We start from the raw sequence: 20261 nt of genomic DNA, 5'->3' as shown, positions 1-20261 counted from the left end.
TAGATAATTGAAGAAAGGAGATAGTAATGAGTAAATACAATAAAACTGCTAAGAGAAAAAGAAGACATTTTAGAATAAGAAAGAAACTTAATGGTACATTGAATATACCAAGATTATGTGTTTTTAGGAGTTCAAAAAATATATATGCACAATTAATTGATGATGTTAGTGGGAATATATTAGTTGCTGCATCTACATTGGATAAAAATTTTAATGGTATTGGTAGTAATAAGGAGGCAGCTAGAATTATAGGTAGGAATATAGCCAAGAAAGCACTAGAAAAGTCTATAACTAACGTTGTTTTTGATAGAAATGGTTATTTATATCATGGAAGAATTTCTGAGTTAGCTGAGGGAGCAAGAGAGGCTGGATTACAATTTTAATAAGGGAGGTTGGTTTTAACAATGAAAATTAAAAATAATAGCTCAGAATTAAAAGAAAAAGTAATTTTCATAAATAGGGTTACTAAAGTTGTTAAAGGTGGTAGGAATTTTAGATTTAGTGCTTTAGTAGTTGTAGGAGATGGAAAAGGATTTATAGGTGTTGGAACAGGTAAATCTGCAGAAGTTCCTGATGCTATAAGAAAAGGTATAGAAGATGCTAAGAAAAATATGATTTATGTACCAATAATTAAAGAAACTATACCACATGAAACTGTTGGGGTATTTGGAAAGTCTAAGGTTTTAATAATGCCAGCAAGGAAAGGTACAGGAATTATAGCAGGTGGTCCAGTTAGAAGCGTTTTAGAATTAGTTGGAGTAAAAAATATTACAGCTAAATCTTTAGGTTCAAATAATCCTAAAAATGTTGTTAATGCTACATTTAATGCATTATTATCTTTGAGGACATTAGAAAAAATTGCAGAACTTAGAGATAAGAAAGTTATAGAAATAATAGGTTAGGTAGGGTATATAAATGAATAAAATCAAAATTTGTTTAACACGGAGCCTAATAGGTAGAAATAAAGAGCAAAGAGATACAGTATATGCTTTGGGATTAAAAAAAATTGGGGATCAAGTGGAACATAATGGAACTCCCCAGATACTTGGTATGGTAAATAAGGTCAAGTTTTTATTAAATATTATAGAAGTTTAAGGGGGGTTAAGAATGAAATTACATGAATTAAAACCGGCTCCTGGAAGTAGAAAAAATTGTAAAAGATTAGGAAGAGGTACTGGATCAGGGTTAGGTAGGAATTCAGGAAAAGGTGAAAAGGGACAAAAGTCTAGAAGTGGTGGAGGAGTAAGAGTAGGATTTGAAGGTGGTCAAATGCCATTATATAGGCGAGTTCCTAAAAGAGGGTTTACTAATATATTTAAAAAGGAATATGCTATTTTAAATTTAGATAGATTAAATATATTTGAAAATGGTTCAGAAGTTACTGAAGATGTGCTATTAGACATGGGAATAATAAATAGGATAAGAGATGGTGTTAAAATATTAGCAAAAGGAAATTTGGAGAGGAGTTTAACTGTTAGAGTTTCTAAATTTTCACAGTCGGCTATTGAGAAAATTGAGGCTGCTGGTGGAAAAGTAGAGGTGATTTAGGTTAAATGTTTAAAATTTTAGGTAATGCTTTTAAAGTTAAGGATCTTAGAAAAAGAATATTTTTTACGTTGTTTATTGTTATAGTATTTAGATTGGGGAATTTTATACCTGTTCCAGGTGTTAATACTGAAAGTTTAAAACAATTAACATCAACTGGTTTATTTGGATTCTATGATTTGATATCTGGAGGAGCTTTAGAAAGATTTAGTATATTTGCACTAGGAGTTGTTCCATATATAAATTCTTCTATAATAGTTCAATTATTGTCTATGTCTATCCCCAAATTTGAGCAGCTATCAAAGGAGGGAGAGGAAGGAAGAAAGAAACTTCAAAATATAACTAGATACTTATCTATAGTTCTGTCATTTATTCAAGCATATGGATCGTATTTTTTAATATTAAATGCAGGAGCAATTACTAATAATTCTATATTTTCTATGATATTTGTAGTATTTACATTGGTTGCTGCATCTGTATTTTTAGTATGGATAGGTGATCAAGTTAGTTTACATGGTATAGGTAATGGTGTCTCCTTGTTTATATTTGTAAATATAGTTTCTAGATTTCCGAATATGTTTTTACAGATTGGTGCATTGAATAAATCTGGAGAAGTTGGTTTTATAGAAAGTATAATTTTTATATTAGTTGCTATTGGTCTATTAATTTGGACTATATATATGACATTAGCTGAAAGAAGAATAACTGTTCAATATGCAGGAAAGCAATTATCAGGCAGTAATAAGAATAATAAAGCTCACATACCGTTTAGTATAACTGGATCTGCGGTGATAGCAATTATTTTTGCTACATCTGTACTACAATTTCCAGCAACTATTGGTACATTTTTTTCTCCAGATTCATGGATAAATAGAATTTTAGTTAATGGAAGCTACAGTCCATTTAGGATTAATTCTGCTTTATATACAATATTATTTGCATTATTGATAATCTTTTTTACCTGGTTTTATACCCAAGTTACATATAAACCAGATGAAATGGCGGAAAACATGAATAAATCTGCTGGGTTTATTCCAGGAATAAGACCAGGTGAGTCTACGGCTAAATATATAGAAAATATATTAGATAAGATTTCTATTATTGGGGGAATATTTGGTGCTATGTTAGCGCTGTTTCCAATATTTATAGATTTGTTTACACCATTTAAGGGATTGCAATTTGGAGGTACTATGTTATTGATTTTAATAAGTACTTCTGTTGATACAATGAGACAAATTGAATCACAACTTATCTTAAGACATTATCAAGGGTTTTTAAAGTAGATTAGGTGATATATATTATGAGAATATTACTAATTGGACCGCCAGGTGTTGGAAAGGGAACACAAGCAAATCTTATTTGTAGTAAATATAATCTTAAACATATCTCAACAGGTGATATACTTAGGAAATATATTTCAGATGATAGTGAGATAGGAAAAAGAATTTCAAATTATGGTATAGATTGTGGGAAATTTGTATCAGATGATTTAGTTAATAGTATAGTCAGTCAATTGAAATCTGATAAGATTTTAGATCAATCATATTTATTAGACGGTTATCCTAGAACAGTATCTCAAGCAGAATTTTATATTAATAATATTTTGAATAAAAATGAGAAATATTTAGTGATTTATTTAAGTACTAGTAATGAATACATATTAAATAGGATTTCTAATAGATTAACTTGTATAAACTGCGGAAATATTTATAATTTACAAAATGATTTACCTAAGATTTATGGGAAATGTGATATTTGTGGAAATCGGTTAATAATAAGATCGGATGATAAGGTTAATATACTTAAGGAAAGACTTGAAATATATTATAGAATAACCTCTAGAGTAGTAGATTATTTTAGGAATTTAGATGTTTTGTATGAAATAGATGCTTCGTATGGAATTAATGAAATTTTTAGTCAGGTAAAAAAGGTAATAGGAGAATATTATGATTTATATTAAGAACGATGAAGAAATTTCTTTAATGAAAAAGGCTGGTAAAATAGTTGGTGATACTTTGAAAATTGTGGAATCAATTATAAAGGAAGGTGTAACAACTAATTATTTAGATAGTAAAGCAGAAGATTATATAATAAGATCCAAAGCCAAACCATCATTTAAGGGATATTATGGTTTTCCATCAACATTATGTGTATCAATAAATAATCAAGTTATACATGGTATACCTTCTGATAGAATTATTAAAGAGGGAGATATAGTTAGTGTTGATTGCGGAGCCAATATTTATGGATTTCATGCTGATGCAGCCAGGACTTTTGCTATCGGTAATGTATCAAGTGAGGCTAAAAATCTTATAGAAACTACTTGTGATAGTTTTTTCAAGTCTCTTAAATATGCGAGGGAAGGATATTTTATTGGTGATATATCTAGCTTTATTCAAGAATATGTTGAAAATAAAGGTTATTCTATAGTAAAGGATTTTACGGGCCATGGTATTGGTAGGAGTTTACATGAAGCCCCTGAAATTCCGAATTTTGGGAAAAAAGGAACGGGATTTCATATCAAGAGGGGTATGGCTATTGCAATTGAGCCTATGGTTAATTTAGGTAAGGAACATGTTAAAATACTTGATGATAACTGGACAGTTGTGACAATAGATAATAGTTTATCTGCACATTATGAAAATACTGTTATTATAACTGACGGTGATCCGGAAATTATAACACTATAAGTAAAATGTAAAATATTATTTAGGGAGGGTTAAAGTGAATGGCTAAAGATGATATTATAGAAATGCAAGGAATTGTTAAAGAGTCGTTACCAAACGCAATGTTTCAAGTTGAACTTGAGAGTGGACATATAATTCTTGCACATATTTCAGGTAAATTAAGAATGAATTTTATAAGGATAATTCCTGGAGATAAAGTTAAAATAGAAATGTCGCCTTACGACTTAACCCGTGGTAGGATAATTTGGAGAGCTAAGTAAAGTTTGTTGGAGGATAATTTATGAAGATAAGAGCATCTGTAAAGCCTATATGTGAAAAATGTAGGATTATAAAAAGAAAAGGACGGATTATGGTAATTTGTGAAACGCCAAAACATAAACAAAAACAAGGATAAGATGGAGGTGGATATTTAAAATGGCTAGAATTTCTGGGGTAGATATACCTAAGGATAAGAGAGTTGAAGTGAGTTTAACTTATATTTATGGTATAGGATTATCTACATCTAAAAGGATTTTAAAGGAAACAGATATAAATCCTAATATAAGAGTTAAAGATTTAACTGAAGAACAGGTGAATTTAATAAGAGATTTTATTAATAAAAACCTTAGAGTAGAAGGAGATTTAAGAAGAGATATAGTATTGAATATAAAAAGATTGATAGAGATAGGATGTTATAGAGGGATAAGACATAGAAAAAGGTTGCCTTTAAGAGGTCAAAGAACCAAAACAAATGCAAGAACTATTAAAGGGCCAAGAAAAACTATAGCGAATAAAAAGAAGTAGGGAGGTAAGTTAGCTAAATGGCAATGCAAAAATCTAAAAAAGTTAATAGGCGTAAGAAAGATAGGAAAAATATAGATAGGGGATCTGCACATATAAAATCAACTTTTAATAATTCAATTGTTACTTTAACTGATGTCAATGGTAATACTTTATCTTGGTCTAGCGCTGGTTCATTAGGATTTAAAGGGTCTAGAAAGAGTACACCTTATGCTGCACAAATGGCAGCTGAAACTGCAGCTGTTACTGCTATGGAACATGGACTTAAGAGTGTAGAAGTATATGTTAAAGGACCTGGATCAGGAAGAGAAGCAGCTATAAGATCTTTGCAAGCAGCTGGATTAGAAATAACTTTAATAAAGGATGTGACACCTATTCCTCATAACGGGTGTAGACCGCCAAAAAGAAGAAGGGTGTAATTTGGAGGTGTGAAATGGCTAAATACAACGGCCCACAATGTAAATTGTGTAGAAGAGAAGGTATAAAATTATTTTTAAAGGGAGATAGATGTTATTCATCTAAGTGTTCTGTTGTTAAGAGACAAAGTGCTGGAGCTCCAGGTCAACATGGTAAGAATAGAAAAAAATTATCCAACTATGCACTTCAATTAAGAGAAAAACAGAAAACTAAAAAAATATATGGTTTGCTAGAAAAGCAATTTAGAATTATATATAATAGAGCAGATAAAAAACCTGGTATTACTGGCGAAAATTTAATTAGTTTACTTGAGATGAGATTAGATAATGTAGTTTTTAAATTAGGATTCGCTAATTCTAGAAGAGAAGCACGTCAATTAGTATCTCATGGTCATTTTTTAGTGAATGGTAAAAAGGTTAATATACCATCATATGTTGTTAAAATAAATGATGTTATTGAATTATTAGATAGAAGTAGATCAAGTGAAAAATTTAAGATACTAATTGAAAATAGGAAAGTAATTCCGCAATGGATTAGTGTAGAGGAAGATAAATATAAGGGTAAAGTTATGTCATTACCATCTAAAGATGATTTAAATGTGCCATTTAATGAAACTTTAATAGTAGAGTTTTATAGCAAATAATTTTTGAATCAGATGCCCTTAAAAATATATATTAAGGGAGGGGTTTATTATATATGTTTGATATTGAAACACCTAAGATTGAATGTATAGAATCTAATGAACAAGGGACATATGGGAAATATGTTATAGATCCTCTTGAAAGAGGGTATGGAACAACTCTTGGCAATTCATTAAGAAGAATTTTGCTATCATCACTACCTGGTGTAGCTACTACTTCTATAAAAATTAACGAAGTATTACATGAATTTTCTACAATTAAGGGTATAAAAGAAGATGTAACAGAAATTATTTTGAATATTAAGCAACTTGCTTTAAGGATGGAAGAAGAAGGAAGTAAAGTATTACATTTAGATATTAAGGGAAGCAAGGAAGTTACTGCTGCAGATATAATTGAAGAAGAAGGAATTGAAATTATAAATAAAGATTTACATATAGCAACACTTGAAGATGATGGGCATTTAAATATGGAGATAACTGTTAATAGAGGAAGAGGGTATGTCCCCCAAAATAAGAATAAAATAGATGGGAATATTGGATATATACCGATTGATTCTATTTATACTCCAGTGAAGAGGGTTAATTTTACCGTTGAGAATACTAGAGTGGGGCAAGTTACTGATTATGATAAATTAACTATAGAAGTATGGACTAATGGTTCTATAAAAGTAGATGAGGCAATAAGTTATTCGGCTAAAATATTAATTGAACATTTTAAATTATTTTTAGGTTTAACTAAAGAGGCAAATGAAGTTGTTGTAATGGTACAAAAAGAAGAAGATAAAAAAGAGAAAGTACTTGAGATGACTATTGAAGAGTTAGATTTTTCTGTTAGGAGTTATAACTGTTTAAAGAGGGCAGGTATAAATACAGTACAAGAACTTGCACAAAAATCTTTAGAAGATATGATGAAAGTTAGAAATTTAGGCAAGAAATCTTTAGAAGAAGTTGAAAAGAAACTTAAGGATTTGGGATTAAGTTTAAAACAAAGTGATGAATAATAGGAGGTGTTAAGATGGCTTGGCAAAGAAAATTAGGGAGGTCAACAGATCAAAGGATTGCAATGATAAAAAATTTAGTTACTAGTTTTCTGAAGCACGGTAAGATAACTACTACACTTACTAGAGCTAAGGAAACTCAGAGTTTAGCTGAAAAAATGATAACTCTTGCTAAAAGAGGAGATCTGCATGCAAAAAGACAGGTTCTTTCTTTTGTTAAAGAGCAGAAAGTTGTTGCTAGTTTATTTTCAGATGTTGCACCTAAGTATCAGGAGAGAAATGGTGGGTATACTAGAATAATAAAACTTGGATCAAGAAAAGGTGATGGATCAGAAATGGTTATCTTGGAGTTTGTATAATATCTTTTATTGAGGAATTAGGAATAATGTCTTAATTTCTCTTTTTTTTTATGGGAATTTTGTTATAATTTACATATCAATTTGGAAAAGGTGTTTTTATGGATAATTGTATAAGTATTAAGAATGTTTCATTTAAATATGATGAGTTAAATGATTTTATATTGAGGGATGTAAATATTAATATAAAAAAGGGGGAATTTGTATGTATTATGGGTGGAAATGGTTCAGGAAAATCAACATTGTCTAAATTAATCAATGGTATTTATGAGTTAAAGTATGGAGATATATATGTTGATTCGCTTAGTGTTAAGGATAGAAAGAATATTTTAGATATTAGGAAAAAAGTATCTATAGTTTTTCAGAATCCAGATAATCAGATTGTTTCAACTATAGTTATGGATGATGTTGTATTCGGTCTTGAAAATATATTAAGAGATAGAAAAAAGATGGAAAGAAGAGCTAATGATGCCTTACATAAAGTAAATATGTTTGACTATAGAAATTATAATACAAATATGCTATCTGGTGGTCAGAAACAGAGAGTATCCATCTCAGGTGTTTTGTCTATGAAGCCTGATTATATTATTTTTGATGAATCTACCTCTATGTTGGATCCTTTTGGAAAAAAAGAGGTATTAAATATATTAACAGATTTGAATAAAAATTATGGTATAACAGTGATATTAATAACACATTTTGTTGATGAGTGTTTGGCATGTGATAGAGGTATAATTTTAACAGATGGGGTTATTAAGTATGATGGTGATCCGAGGAATATTTTATCCAATGAAGATTTTTTAGTTAAGAATAATCTTACTACTACATATTCATGTAGAATTTCAAATACTTTAATGAAATATGGACTTCATAATAATAAAGATATATTTGAGTTAGAGGAGCTTGTGAATTTATTATGTCAATTGAATTTAAGGATGTAGGATATGCATATTTCAAGAGAACACCTTTTGAAAAAAAGGTTTTACATGATATTAATTTTAAAATTGATACGGGAAATTTTATTTCTATTATTGGTCATACTGGTAGTGGTAAGTCTACATTGATTCAACTTATGAATCTTTTACTTAGTGGGTTTGAAGGGGATATAATTATAGATTCATTGAATGTAAAGAATAAGAAGGTAAATAAAGCAGAGATTAGGAAAAAGTTTGGATTTTCTTTTCAGTATCCAGAATATCAATTTTTTGAAGATACAATATATAAGGATATTGCTTTTTCATTAAAAATTAGGGGAGAAAATGAAGAGTTAATTGAAAACAAGATAAGAAGAGCTATGGATATGGTATGCCTTAATTTTGATAAATATAAAGATAAAAATCCATTTGATATAAGTGGAGGTGAGAAGAGAAAATTATCTTTAGCATCTATACTTGTATTAGACCCAAGTTATATAATTTTAGATGAACCTACTGTTGGTCTTGATCCTAAGAGTTGTGAAGAAGTTGAATTAATTATTAAGAATTTAAATAAACAGTTTAATAAAACAATCATAATGGTTACACATATTATGGATTTGGTTTTTGGTATGTCTGATAAAGTTATGTTATTAGATAATGGAAAGATTGTGAGATTTGATTATCCATATGATATTTTTACTGATGAAAATTTATGTAATAAGTATCATATTGAGAAGCCATATTTAGTGAAGTTGTTTTTAGAATTGAGGAAAAATGGAATCGATATTAAGGAATGTCCAAGAGATATAGAGAATATGGAGAAGTTAATTTATAATTATTTATATAAAAGGAGTAAATAATGATTGAAAGCATTATAATTGGACAATATTTAAAGATTGATTCATTTATACATAGGTTAGATCCTAGGGTTAAGATAATATTAAATATTGTTTATATTATTGGTATTTTTTTTATTGATAGTGTATTTAAGTATTTATTTTATTTAATTATGATATTTTTAATTACATTGGGTGCAAGGATTAAATTTTATTATATTTTAAATTCCATAAAAGTAGTAAGTTTGTTTATAATATTTGCTGCATTTTTTAATGTATTTTTTATTAGAGAAGGAAATTTGATTTTTAAATTAGGTTTTTTGAGTATATATGATAAAGCAATAGAAACTTCAATATTTATAAGTCTTAGAGTAATATTTTTGATATTAGGATCTACTATTTTGACATTAACAACATCACCAGTTGAATTAACTGATGGATTTGAATCTATGATGTATCCTTTGCGAAAGTTAAATGTTCCGGTTGGCGAAATTTCTCTAATGGTAAGCATTTCATTAAGATTTATACCTATACTTTTAAATGAAACAGATAAGATTATTAAGGCTCAAAAATCGAGAGGTGTTGATTTTGAAAAGGGTAGTATTATAAGTAGAGTTAAAAATATAGTACCAATTTTAATACCATTATTTATAAATTCATTTAGGAGAGCTGATGAATTAGCTATAGCTATGGAATCTAGGTGTTATAATGGAAGTGAAGATAGATTTAAATTTAAAGTTTTAAAATTTAATATTAGAGATTATCTAAGTTTAATTTTGTTTATATTATTTGTTATTTTGATTTATTTTTTATAGGTGATATAAAATTGAATATTTGTTTTAAAATATGTTATTTAGGATCAAATTATCATGGATTCCAAAAACAGAAGGAAAAAATAAGTATACAGGGTGTTATAGAGGATGTTTTTTACAAAATATTTAAAATAAAAGTAAATATTATAGGATGTAGTAGAACTGATGCTGGTGTTCATGCTAAAGAATTTTATTTTAATATTCATTTAGATAATTTTAGAGTGTCATGTGTAAATATAAAGAATGCATTAAATACTTATTTACCTTATGATATAAGAATTTTAGATGTATTTTATGTGGATGAAAAGTTTCATTCGAGATATGATGCCTTGAAAAAAGAATATGAATATAAGATATTTAACGGAGATGTTATGGATCCTTTTAAATATCAATATTATATGCATTTTAGATATGAATTAGATTTTACTTCTATGTATAAGGCATGTAAGTATTTTGAAGGTGAACATGATTTTAGGGCATTTATGAGTAGTAATTCTTCAATAAAAAATACGATTAGAATAATTTTTAAAAGTAGTATTTATAAGGAAGATAATATTATAATTTACAATATTTTAGGAAATGGTTTTTTATATAATATGGTTAGAATAATTGTAGGTACTTTGATAATGGTAGGTCAGGGTAAAATTGAGTCTCAAGATATTCAACATATAATAAAATCTAGGAATAGGAATAAAGCAGGTTTTGTTAGCGAAGCAAAGGGTTTATGCTTAAAAAAAGTTTTTTATGAGAATTGACATAGAAATTAAATTTTATTATAATAGCAATGTTATGTATTAAGTTGAAAAATAAATCCACTGCCCCGGATTTTTATAAATAAGAAGTATCACTTTTGTTAGGAGGATATTATGAAGTCACATTTACCAAAAGAGAATGATATTCAGAAACAATGGTATGTAGTTGATGTAGAAGGAATGGTTTTAGGAAGAGCAGCAAGTCAAATAGCTTCTATATTAAGAGGTAAGCACAAGCCAGAGTTTACACCTAATATGGATTTAGGAGATTTTGTAATAGTATTGAATGCAGATAAAATTGTTTTAACTGGTAAAAAACTTAGTCAAAAGATGTATAGTTACCATACAGGCTATCCAGGTGGACGTAAGGAGATTTCGTACAATAAGCTTTTAGATAAAAAACCTGAGTTTTTATTTTATGAGGCTGTGAGAAGGATGTTACCAAGTGGTCCTCTTGCAAGACGTCAAATTAAGAAACTTAAGATATATAAGGGAAATGAGCATAATCACCAAGCTCAGAATCCAGTAAAGTTGGAATTGAAGTATTAATTTGAGAGGAGGATTAGTAGATGAGTAAAATTCAGTATATGGGAACAGGAAGAAGAAAGAAATCTGTTGCTAGAGTGTTTTTAGTTCCTGGGAGTGGTAATGTTATAATAAATAAGAGAAATATAGACGATTACTTTGGATTAGATACTTTAAAGTATATAGTTAATCAACCACTTGTTTTAACAAATACTATGTCGAGTTATGATGTCAAGGTGAATGTTCATGGCGGAGGTCTTACAGGTCAAGCAGGAGCTATAAGGCATGGAATCTCGAGAGCTTTAATTAAGGTTGATGATAATTTAAGATCAATTCTTAAAAAAGAAGGATTTTTAACAAGAGATCCAAGAATGAAGGAAAGAAAGAAATATGGATTGAAGAAGGCTAGAAGAGCTCCTCAATTTTCTAAGAGATAATATAAGTTTTATTAAAAATAAAGTCCGAACAAATTTTGTTCGGACTTTATTTTAGTTTACATAAAAATAATTAAAAATGTTAATTATAAAAACTGAGATTAGATTGTGTAGGAGAGTTTTTAAAAATGAAAATATATAATTTATGTAAAGTTTTTTTGATATGTATTTTTATATTTACATGCCTTTCCTTTAATGTAAAAGCACAAATATATAATACAGGAAAAGTTATATTAATAGATCCTGGTCATGGTGGAATGGATGGCGGAGCTGTTTCTAGAAATAATACTTTAGAAAAAGATTTAAATTTAGAGATGTCTATTAAGTTGAAGGAGATATTAGAAAATAAAGGATATAAGGTATTTATGACAAGAGAAAACGATGTTTCTTTATCAAGTGGTGGAAGTGTTAAACAGCAGAAAAGAGATGATTTAAATAAGAGATGTATTATGAAAAGAGAGGTTGCTTGTGATGTTTTTATAAGTATTCATATGAATAAGTTTCCAGATGCTTCTGCTAAAGGTTCCCAAGTATGGTATCCATTTTATAGCGAGAAGAGTAAAAAGTTAGCTGAAAATATGCACAAACAATTTAAGAATACTTTGAATCAACAACATAATAGACAACCAAAAGGTGTTAAAAATGATTATGTAATCTTAAGGGATGGCTATGATGGTGCATCCGTTATAGTTGAATGTGGATTTATCTCTAATGATGAGGAAGAGCGTAAATTGAAGGATGAATCATACCAATATGAATTTTGTAATTCTTTAGGAATGGCTATTGATGATTACTTTAATGGGAGGTAATGAATATTGATATTTAATTTTAAAGGTAAGATACAATCAAGTATATTTATTGACAATTTGCTTGCAAAATCTGAAGGTAATATTGTGATAATTAGACCTATTTATTATAAGGAAGTTAAAAAAGCAGAGGTGTCTCTTTCTATTTTAAATTTGATTATTGATAAGCTTGAGTCATTATATGGAGATTATATGACTTTTAAAATGATTATGAGTGATGAAGAAGGACCTATAATATTTGTTGTTATAAATAAAGATTCCTTTAGTTTAAAGCATGATATGTCTGTATTTGAGGATGAGGATGACTTAGGAATGCTGGGAGTTTATATGGTATATGATAAAATAGAGAATAGATTTATAAAAAGAAGTGAGTCTAATTCAGATTATAGGATTTGTCCTATATGTCGTAACGAAGAATATATTAATTGTGATATAAATAAAAAACATAATAGAGAGCAAATAATAAAATTTTTAAGTAGTAAGTATTCAGAACTTAGGAAATATTTTTTTTCAGTAGTATAGAGATAAATATTTGTCATAATTGTGCTTGAATATATTTGGGAAAAGTTTTACACTTATTATTGTAAAAATAGTTATTGTATATTTATTACTTTAGTATATTTATTATAAATGAAAATGAATTATAATTATATAATTTTAAAAGTAATTTATTGTTTTTTTTATGTATTTTATGGGAGGAATGCTTTATTATGATGAAGGGAATTGCGGCTTCTAAGGGGTATGCTATAGGAAAAGCATTTATAAAGAAAGATATAAAGATAGAAATTAATAAATCAAAAATTGATGATGTAGAAAGTGAAATAAAAAAATTAAATGTTTCTTTAGATAAAACTAGAGAACAATTGGAGACCTTAAGAAAGATGACTGAAATTGAAGTAGGAAAGGAGGAATCTTTAGTATTTGAAAGTCATCAGATGATACTTGATGATCCTGAATTTATAGATAAGGCTAAGGATATTATAAAGAGTAAAGCTATAACAGCAGATTATGCTATAGATGAGGTTAGAAATGAGTTAGTATCAATAATGTCAAGTATTGATGATGAATATATGAGAGAGCGTGCTACAGATATTAAAGATGTTGGAGATAGGATAATAAGAAATTTATTAGGTATTAGTAATGATGTAAGTATTAATGAATATAACACTATAGTTGTTGCACATGATTTAACACCGTCTGATACAGCACAATTGGATAAATCAAAAGTATGTGCTTTTTTAACCAATATTGGAGGGAGGACTTCACATTCTGCTATAATGGCAAGAACTATGGAAATACCTGCAATTGTTGGGATGGGTAATATAACTGAAATTGTCAAATCTGGAGATGAAATTTTAGTTGATGGTATCAACGGAGTTGTAATTTTAAACCCAAGTGATAGTGAAATTAATGAATTTAAATCTAAGATAAAGATGTATGAAGAAGAGAAAGAGAGATTAAAGGAATTAAAAGATATTAAAATTTATGATTCTAATAAGAGGCATATTGAGATATGTGGGAATATTGGATCTGTTAAAGATATAGATCAGGTAATTGAAAATGGAGCTGATGGTGTAGGTTTATTTAGAACTGAATTTTTATATATGGATAGAAATTCTATGCCATCTGAAGAAGAACAATTTAATTCTTATAAAGAAGTTCTTGATAAAATCAATGGTAAACCTGTTGTTATAAGAACATTGGATATAGGTGGAGATAAGAAATTAAGTTATTTAAATGTTGGAGAAGAGATGAATCCATTTTTAGGATATAGAGCGATAAGACTTTGTTTAGATAGAGTTGATATATTTAAGGTACAGTTGAGAGCTCTTTTACGTGCATCTATTTATGGTAATCTTAAGATCATGTTTCCTATGATTTCATGTATTGAAGAGTTTACACAGTGTAAGAAAATTTTAGAAGAATGTAGAAGTGAACTTACTAATGAGGGATATGATGTAAGTGATTCTATTGAAGTTGGGATTATGGTTGAGATACCTTCTACAGCAGTTTCTGCCAGAGAATTTGCAAAAGAAGTTGATTTTTTTTCCATTGGTACAAATGATTTAATTCAATATACACTTGCATGTGATAGGATGAATGAAAAAGTATCATATTTATATAATCCAATGAATCCATCGGTACTGTCTCTTATAAAAATGACTATAGATGGAGCACATGCTGAAGGAAAATGGGTAGGAATGTGTGGGGAAATGGCAGGAGATGAGGAGGCTATTCCGAAATTATTAGAATATGGATTAGATGAATTTTCTATGTCTGCAACATCTATTCTGCCAGCAAAAAAGCAAATATTAGAAATATTAAATAAGAAATAATTTATATATTATTTTTATGGGGGCGATTTTAATTGTAACTATAGTTAAAAATGTGGAAATATATTCTCCAGATAATATTGGGAAAAAAGATGTTGTTATTTTATTTAACAAAATAGAGGGTATATATGATGAATTTAAGTATGGTAATTGTTTTACTGAATATGAAATAATTGATGGTACTGGATTAATTATGTTCCCAGGACTTATAGATTCACATGTTCATATATCAGGAGGTGGAGGAGAATCTGGATTTAAGAGTAGGACTCCTGAGATTAATTTTTTTGACCTAATATCTGGTGGTATTACAACAGTTGTTGGATGTTTAGGTACGGATAGTATATGTAGAAATATGAATAATTTACTTGCTAAAGCATATGGACTTGAGGAAGAAGGAATAAGCTCATATATCTATACAGGATCTTATGAAATACCAGTTAAGACTATAACAAATAGCATAAAGAGTGATTTAATGCTAATTCCTAAAGTAATTGGAGTTGGAGAAATTGCTTTATCTGATTATAGATCTTCTAAACCAAGTTTTGAAGAATTTATTAAGGTTATTTATGATGCAAGAGTTGGAGGATTGTTGGCAAATAAAAAAGGTATTGTCCACATACATATAGGAGATTCTGAAGATGGGTTAAAATATTTATTTGAATTGTGTATGAATAAGGATATATCTTTGGATCAGATTATACCAACACATGTTAATAGGAATAAAAAACTTTTAAATAGTGCGATTGAATATGGAATAAAAGGTGGATACTTTGATTTAACTAGTAGTTATGTTAGAGGAATAAAAGAAGAAGAAGAATTAAGAGTTAGTAATATATTGCCAAATATTATATCTGATGGAGTAGCAATATCTCATATTACTTGTTCTTCAGATGCTCAAGGTAGTCTTCCTATTATTGGTGATGATGGAAAGTTTGCTGGTATCGGAATAGGAAAACCAAAATCTCTTTACAATGAAATTAAAGAATTATTAATTAGCAATTCTTTGCCGAAAAGTGATATAATATCTATTGTAACTAAAAATGTGGCTAATATTTTAGGATTACATTATAAAGGTGAAATAAAGAGATATAATGATGCGGATTTTATACTTGTAGATAATAAAGATTATGAGTTAAAATACGTGTTTTCAAATGGTAAAAAGATGATGGAGGAAGGTAAAATATTAGCTAAGGAAACTTTTATTAAGGAGTAAAAAAATATGATTCAGGTTAATGATACAAATTTTAAAACAGAAGTTTTAGAGCATAAAGGGATTGTTTTGATAGATTTTTATGCAGATTGGTGTGGTCCTTGTAAAAATTTTGCGCCTATATTTGAAGAGTTCTCTAAAGAAGTTAGTGACGTAAAATGTGTTAAAATGAATGTTGATGAGAGTACAAGTGCTAGAACATATAGGGTTATGAGTATACCAACTGTTATCTTATTTAAGAATGGGGAGGTATGTGATAGGTTTATTGGTGCTATGCAAAAGAAAGACTTAGTTGATTTTGTTAATAAGAATAAATAATAAAAGAGATGCTTAAATAGCATCTCTTTTATTATTTATATTCTACTAAAATATTATCAATATATGAAGATATTTTATTTATTAAATTTTTAATAGTATATTTATTTTCATTGAATGAATCCATATCATATATGTTATTATGAACTAAGAAATTTAGATGGAGAGTACTTTCATTTAAGAAGTCATTATTATATTCTCCTTCAAAAATTTTTACTATATCTACGGATAATGTTATAATATCTAATATATTATTTAAATCATATTTTATCTCATCTATATTTGTAATATTGAATATGCGATTTAAATTTTCTTCTTGTATATATATTTTACTTAAGTTGCAAAATGATATATTAGATTTTAAAAAATTCTGTTCTATTTCTGAATTAACAATATAGTACGGATAATTTATAATATCATACAATAATTCTTTTATATTAGATTTTTGTTTGGTTATATTAAAATATAGATCTGAATTTTTCACATCATTTATTTCCAGACCTCTCTTTAAAATTGCATTATAATTATTATATAATTTTACTAAGATTTCACTCATTTCTTCCTTTTGGTTTCTTTTGATGTGTTTGTTTTCAGTATTAAACATATTTAATGGAGTAATTATTTGTTTTTCATTAGTATCATCATATATAGGTAGGGCTTGTGTGTTTATGAAAGGAAGAATTATTGTCATTGTACCTAACGATAAACTTAATGCTATAAATTTTAAATTGTTCATAAATACCTCCGAAAAATTTAAAGGTATAGTCAATCGTTTTTATTTTGTACAAAAATTTTGAAAATTATTAGTTTATTTATATAAGTAAGTTGAGATACTTAATTTAGAATCTATTTTATGCTTTAAGGTGTTATATTGGTTTAAAAGTTTTGAATATATATAATCTGTCTGTTCATATATTTTACCTATAAATTCTTTAGTCAATTCTTCTTTTTTTGATAAATTTTCATTTTTAATACAGTATTTTAATTTTGTATTATATTCATTGTATGTTTCTAAGATTTCCTCCATTTGATGGTATAAATTGAGTCCATTTTGTGGAATAGGTAATTTCGACAAAGATATTTTAAGATTATCATTTACAGTTAGATTTTTTTCTAACTTATTAATAATTAGCTGATAATCATATTTATTTTCTCTAGCCTGATTTAGTTTTTCCTCTATGTTTTCCATAAGTGGGAGAAAATCATACAGTATAGAATTGAGTTTATTTATAAAATTATGTAAGTTTACATTTGATATGGAGTTTATTTTTTCTGTATAAAAATTATTTTCATATGCAGTTTGTACATTTGTGATTGTTTCAATTATTTCATTTAATAAATTTGAATTTGCGGGTAAAGATTTCAGACTAGATAATATATCGTCAAAATAGTTTTTTAAGGAAACTATATTTTCATTTATAGTGTTTTTGTCATTTTTGAGGTTTTGTAATTGTTTAATATATAATTCAGAGGAATGTATTAGGTGATTAAATGTTTCTATCTCATTTAATTTCATAGATGTATTTAAATTTTTTTTAGATTTTTGCATTATATTTATGTTATCAAGAGATTTATTTATGTTTTCCTCGGAATTTATATCATCATCTAAAATTTTATATGTGCTATTTAGATATGATATATAGGAATCTAATTTATATTTATGGTTATGTTCTTTCTTTATAATTAAGTATGTTATAAAACAACATATACTAAAAAAAATAACAAATAGGAATATGGATATAAATTTAAATAGATTTTTTTTTATATACAAAATTTTCTCCCCTTTTAAAATTAGTTAGTTTATTATATTATTTATTTAGTTAATAAATTCTTAAAAAAGAAAAAAGAGGTAAATAATTGGGTTTTTTAAATATAGTTTTTAATACTATAAAAAATATTAATCTATTTGATTTAATAGATATATCTATAGTAGCATATGCTTTATATAAGGTTTACATGTTAATAAAAGAAACAAGAGCGGAACAATTGTTAAAGGGTATTTTATTTATGTTATTTCTTATGCCTATTAGTTATCTTTTAAATTTAACTATGGTATATTCAATATTAAAAAATACTTTAACTATAGGAGTTTTGACAATTGTTATATTGTTTCAACCAGAGATAAGAAAGGCTTTAGAACATTTAGGCAGGAGTGCATTTTCAGATAGAAATAGATATAATAAAAATTATGAGTATATTAAAAATGATTTTATAGTGGAAATATGTAAAGCTATTGCGAACATGTCTAATAAAAATATTGGAGCATTGATTGTAATCGAGAGAAATACAAAACTTGGAGATATTATAGAGAGTGGTACAACGATTAATTCGAAGGTAAAATCTGAGTTAATAGAGACTATATTTTTTCCTAATAGTCCTCTTCATGATGGAGCTATAGTTATAAAGGGTGGTTTAATTGAGGCGGCTGGTTGTTTCCTTCCGTTGAGTTATCAAAATATAGATAAGAGTTTGGGGACACGTCATAGGGCTGCTCTTGGTATATCCGAGGTAAGTGATTCTGCTGTTATTGTGGTATCAGAAGAAACAGGAATTATATCTTTATTCGTAAATGGTAAGATGACTAGAAATTATGATTTTGAAAAGTTAAATTCTTTACTAAATAGGATGTTTGAGTATAATAGCTTAAAAACATCATCATTTAAAGGTAGGGTAAAAGGTTGGATAAGGGGAAAAGTAAAAAACAAACACAAGGAATAATTGTGAAGATATTATGTTTTGTAATTTCATTTATACTTTGGGTATATATAGTTATCTCTTTGAATCCTGTATTAACTACTAAAGTTTATAATATACCTGTTAATGTTATAAATAGTTTGAGTCTTAAGAAAAATGGATTGATTGTTTTACCTAATCAAAAATTTACGGTTAATTTGAGTGTAGAAGGTAAGGCAAATGATATTTATAATTTGAAACCTGATAATTTTGAGATATTTTTAGACTTAAGCTTATATGATCTTCAAAAGGGTGAAAATATAGTTAGGGGATATATAAGGAGTATTCCTCAAAATATATCTATAACAAAGCCTAATGATTTGGATATTAAAGTTCAAATAGATGAATTTGTTGAGAAAAGAGTATCTATAGATAAAGTAATTGATAATGTTAATATAGATGGATTTTATTCTTTTGAACCTGTAATAACTCCTGAATATGTTATAGTATCGGGAGCATCTAAATATGTAAATGAAGTAGATAAAGCAGTTGTTAACGCAAGTTTTACTGATTTAAAACAGGATATATATCAGAGTTTAAAGGTTAAATTTTTAAATAAAGATGGTAAGGAAATAAATGAGTTTTTAGATATATATCCAGATGTTGTAGAGATGTATATTATGGTTAGGGCTATGAAAGAAGTAGAAATTGATGTACCATTTATTAATAATTTACCAGAAGGGTTGAAACTAGAAAGTGTTGAAGTTATTCCTAAGGTAATAAAAATAATAGGTATAGAGGATGTTATATCAAATATATATAAAATTTCATCTGAGAGTGTAAATTTGTCAGAAATAACTGAAAACTCCATAATAGAAGTACCTTTTAAGATAGCAAGTGGTATAGAAACTATTGATAATAAAAATTCTGTAGTTATAAAAGTTAAGGTTAGTAAAATTGATCAGTAGAATTAAATTTTAATGTTAGAATAGAGGTGATAATTATTTATAAAGTATTATTTAGGGAAGATAGGTGTAAAGGATGTAGATTATGTGAGACATTTTGTCCTAAAGGGATAATAAGTATGTCAGATAATTTAAATATAATAGGATATAATTTTGCTAGGATAACTTTAGATAATCAAAAAAAATGTATAGGATGTGGATCTTGTTTTAGGATATGTCCAGATTCAGTAATAACTATAATTAATAATGAGGGGTAATAA

30 protein-coding genes are annotated in these 20261 nt (G+C 27.5%); 28 read left to right on the top strand and 2 right to left on the bottom strand.

What is annotated here, in order from left to right; translation table 11 throughout:
- Positions 1–26 precede the first annotated feature (26 nt).
- From rplR to trxA, 25 genes are all read left to right on the top strand, one after another.
- The gene (rplR, locus tag SFBMNL_RS07065; protein WP_005805166.1) at positions 27–383 is read left to right on the top strand and encodes a 50S ribosomal protein L18; all 357 of its coding nucleotides are present in this window, start codon (positions 27–29) and stop codon (positions 381–383) included.
- A gap of 21 nt (positions 384–404) precedes the next feature.
- Positions 405–902 (top strand): 30S ribosomal protein S5, encoded by a 498-nt coding sequence (gene rpsE, locus SFBMNL_RS07060; protein ID WP_005805168.1) that lies wholly within the window; start codon positions 405–407, stop codon positions 900–902.
- A 13-nt stretch (positions 903–915) separates the two neighbouring features.
- Complete coding sequence (gene rpmD, locus SFBMNL_RS07055; RefSeq protein WP_005805170.1) at positions 916–1095, top strand: 50S ribosomal protein L30; 180 nt, start codon at positions 916–918, stop codon at positions 1093–1095.
- A 12-nt stretch (positions 1096–1107) separates the two neighbouring features.
- Positions 1108–1548 carry a 50S ribosomal protein L15 gene (gene rplO, locus SFBMNL_RS07050; protein WP_005805172.1) on the top strand — a complete coding sequence of 147 codons (441 nt, stop codon included), beginning with the start codon at positions 1108–1110 and terminating at the stop codon, positions 1546–1548.
- A 5-nt stretch (positions 1549–1553) separates the two neighbouring features.
- The gene (gene secY, locus SFBMNL_RS07045; RefSeq protein ID WP_005805174.1) at positions 1554–2828 is read left to right on the top strand and encodes a preprotein translocase subunit SecY; all 1275 of its coding nucleotides are present in this window, start codon (positions 1554–1556) and stop codon (positions 2826–2828) included.
- Between the two features lie 17 nt (positions 2829–2845).
- A complete protein-coding gene (locus SFBMNL_RS07040; protein WP_005805176.1) occupies positions 2846–3505 on the top strand; it encodes an adenylate kinase family protein in 660 nt (219 codons plus the stop codon).
- Positions 3492–4235, top strand: a complete 744-nt coding sequence (gene map / locus SFBMNL_RS07035; protein WP_005805177.1) for a type I methionyl aminopeptidase — start codon at positions 3492–3494, stop codon at positions 4233–4235. Before SFBMNL_RS07040 ends, map begins: the two co-directional genes overlap by 14 nt.
- A gap of 38 nt (positions 4236–4273) precedes the next feature.
- Entirely contained in the window at positions 4274–4492 is a 219-nt protein-coding gene (gene infA / locus SFBMNL_RS07030) for a translation initiation factor IF-1 (RefSeq protein WP_005805179.1), read from the top strand.
- A 20-nt stretch (positions 4493–4512) separates the two neighbouring features.
- On the top strand, positions 4513–4626 hold the full coding sequence (gene rpmJ / locus SFBMNL_RS07025; protein ID WP_005805181.1) for a 50S ribosomal protein L36: 114 nt from the start codon (positions 4513–4515) through the stop codon (positions 4624–4626).
- A 20-nt stretch (positions 4627–4646) separates the two neighbouring features.
- Positions 4647–5015, top strand: coding sequence for a 30S ribosomal protein S13 (rpsM, locus tag SFBMNL_RS07020; RefSeq protein ID WP_005805183.1), 369 nt, complete (start codon positions 4647–4649; stop codon positions 5013–5015).
- Positions 5016–5032: 17 nt separating this feature from the next.
- Positions 5033–5431, top strand: a complete 399-nt coding sequence (rpsK, locus tag SFBMNL_RS07015) for a 30S ribosomal protein S11 (RefSeq protein WP_005805185.1) — start codon at positions 5033–5035, stop codon at positions 5429–5431.
- 14 nt (positions 5432–5445) lie between these two features.
- Entirely contained in the window at positions 5446–6072 is a 627-nt protein-coding gene (rpsD, locus tag SFBMNL_RS07010; protein WP_005805186.1) for a 30S ribosomal protein S4, read from the top strand.
- A 53-nt stretch (positions 6073–6125) separates the two neighbouring features.
- Positions 6126–7070 carry a DNA-directed RNA polymerase subunit alpha gene (locus SFBMNL_RS07005; RefSeq protein ID WP_005805187.1) on the top strand — a complete coding sequence of 315 codons (945 nt, stop codon included), beginning with the start codon at positions 6126–6128 and terminating at the stop codon, positions 7068–7070.
- A 14-nt stretch (positions 7071–7084) separates the two neighbouring features.
- Complete coding sequence (rplQ, locus tag SFBMNL_RS07000; protein WP_005805189.1) at positions 7085–7426, top strand: 50S ribosomal protein L17; 342 nt, start codon at positions 7085–7087, stop codon at positions 7424–7426.
- A gap of 98 nt (positions 7427–7524) precedes the next feature.
- Positions 7525–8364 (top strand): energy-coupling factor transporter ATPase, encoded by an 840-nt coding sequence (locus tag SFBMNL_RS06995; protein ID WP_042295022.1) that lies wholly within the window; start codon positions 7525–7527, stop codon positions 8362–8364.
- Entirely contained in the window at positions 8340–9200 is an 861-nt protein-coding gene (locus SFBMNL_RS06990) for an ATP-binding cassette domain-containing protein (protein WP_042295021.1), read from the top strand. The genes SFBMNL_RS06995 and SFBMNL_RS06990 overlap by 25 nt, the downstream gene beginning before the upstream one ends.
- Positions 9200–9991, top strand: a complete 792-nt coding sequence (locus SFBMNL_RS06985; RefSeq protein ID WP_042295018.1) for an energy-coupling factor transporter transmembrane component T family protein — start codon at positions 9200–9202, stop codon at positions 9989–9991. Before SFBMNL_RS06990 ends, SFBMNL_RS06985 begins: the two co-directional genes overlap by 1 nt.
- Positions 9992–10002: 11 nt before the next feature.
- Positions 10003–10743, top strand: coding sequence for a tRNA pseudouridine(38-40) synthase TruA (truA, locus tag SFBMNL_RS06980; protein WP_042295016.1), 741 nt, complete (start codon positions 10003–10005; stop codon positions 10741–10743).
- Positions 10744–10854: 111 nt separating this feature from the next.
- Positions 10855–11289 (top strand): 50S ribosomal protein L13, encoded by a 435-nt coding sequence (gene rplM, locus SFBMNL_RS06975; protein WP_005805193.1) that lies wholly within the window; start codon positions 10855–10857, stop codon positions 11287–11289.
- 20 nt (positions 11290–11309) lie between these two features.
- Positions 11310–11702, top strand: coding sequence for a 30S ribosomal protein S9 (gene rpsI, locus SFBMNL_RS06970; protein ID WP_005805195.1), 393 nt, complete (start codon positions 11310–11312; stop codon positions 11700–11702).
- Between the two features lie 125 nt (positions 11703–11827).
- A complete protein-coding gene (locus tag SFBMNL_RS06965; RefSeq protein WP_014018067.1) occupies positions 11828–12508 on the top strand; it encodes an N-acetylmuramoyl-L-alanine amidase in 681 nt (226 codons plus the stop codon).
- A gap of 6 nt (positions 12509–12514) precedes the next feature.
- Positions 12515–13027, top strand: a complete 513-nt coding sequence (locus SFBMNL_RS06960; protein WP_005805199.1) for a citrate lyase holo-[acyl-carrier protein] synthase — start codon at positions 12515–12517, stop codon at positions 13025–13027.
- A gap of 188 nt (positions 13028–13215) precedes the next feature.
- The gene (gene ptsP / locus SFBMNL_RS06955; RefSeq protein ID WP_042295013.1) at positions 13216–14841 is read left to right on the top strand and encodes a phosphoenolpyruvate--protein phosphotransferase; all 1626 of its coding nucleotides are present in this window, start codon (positions 13216–13218) and stop codon (positions 14839–14841) included.
- A gap of 16 nt (positions 14842–14857) precedes the next feature.
- Positions 14858–16051: a beta-aspartyl-peptidase gene (gene iadA / locus SFBMNL_RS06950; RefSeq protein WP_005805203.1), complete on the top strand. Its 1194-nt coding sequence runs from the start codon at positions 14858–14860 to the stop codon at positions 16049–16051.
- Between the two features lie 6 nt (positions 16052–16057).
- Complete coding sequence (gene trxA / locus SFBMNL_RS06945) at positions 16058–16366, top strand: thioredoxin (protein ID WP_042295011.1); 309 nt, start codon at positions 16058–16060, stop codon at positions 16364–16366.
- Between the two features lie 31 nt (positions 16367–16397).
- Here the strand turns inward: trxA and SFBMNL_RS06940 are convergent, their stop codons facing one another.
- Together SFBMNL_RS06940 and SFBMNL_RS06935 are read right to left on the bottom strand one after the other, a co-directional pair.
- Positions 16398–17099: a hypothetical protein gene (locus tag SFBMNL_RS06940; RefSeq protein ID WP_042295010.1), complete on the bottom strand. Its 702-nt coding sequence runs from the start codon at positions 17097–17099 to the stop codon at positions 16398–16400.
- A gap of 72 nt (positions 17100–17171) precedes the next feature.
- Entirely contained in the window at positions 17172–18134 is a 963-nt protein-coding gene (locus SFBMNL_RS06935) for a hypothetical protein (RefSeq protein ID WP_042295008.1), read from the bottom strand.
- 86 nt (positions 18135–18220) lie between these two features.
- On the opposite strand from SFBMNL_RS06935, the gene cdaA reads away from it, so the two are divergent.
- Genes cdaA through SFBMNL_RS06920 form a run of 3 tightly spaced genes read left to right on the top strand, consistent with a single transcriptional unit; the run spans position 18221 to position 20258 of the window.
- Positions 18221–19081, top strand: a complete 861-nt coding sequence (cdaA, locus tag SFBMNL_RS06930; RefSeq protein WP_042295006.1) for a diadenylate cyclase CdaA — start codon at positions 18221–18223, stop codon at positions 19079–19081.
- Positions 19042–20004: a CdaR family protein gene (locus SFBMNL_RS06925; RefSeq protein WP_042295004.1), complete on the top strand. Its 963-nt coding sequence runs from the start codon at positions 19042–19044 to the stop codon at positions 20002–20004. Before cdaA ends, SFBMNL_RS06925 begins: the two co-directional genes overlap by 40 nt.
- Positions 20005–20024: 20 nt before the next feature.
- On the top strand, positions 20025–20258 hold the full coding sequence (locus SFBMNL_RS06920) for a 4Fe-4S dicluster domain-containing protein (RefSeq protein WP_005805214.1): 234 nt from the start codon (positions 20025–20027) through the stop codon (positions 20256–20258).
- Positions 20259–20261: the final 3 nt, after the last annotated feature.

It is taken from the genome of Candidatus Arthromitus sp. SFB-mouse-NL, from assembly GCF_000709435.1.
In the GTDB taxonomy this organism is placed as follows: domain Bacteria; phylum Bacillota; class Clostridia; order Clostridiales; family Clostridiaceae; genus Dwaynesavagella.
The sequence above is the reverse complement of the archived record's forward strand: the minus strand, read 5'-3'. Positions and strand labels throughout refer to the sequence as shown.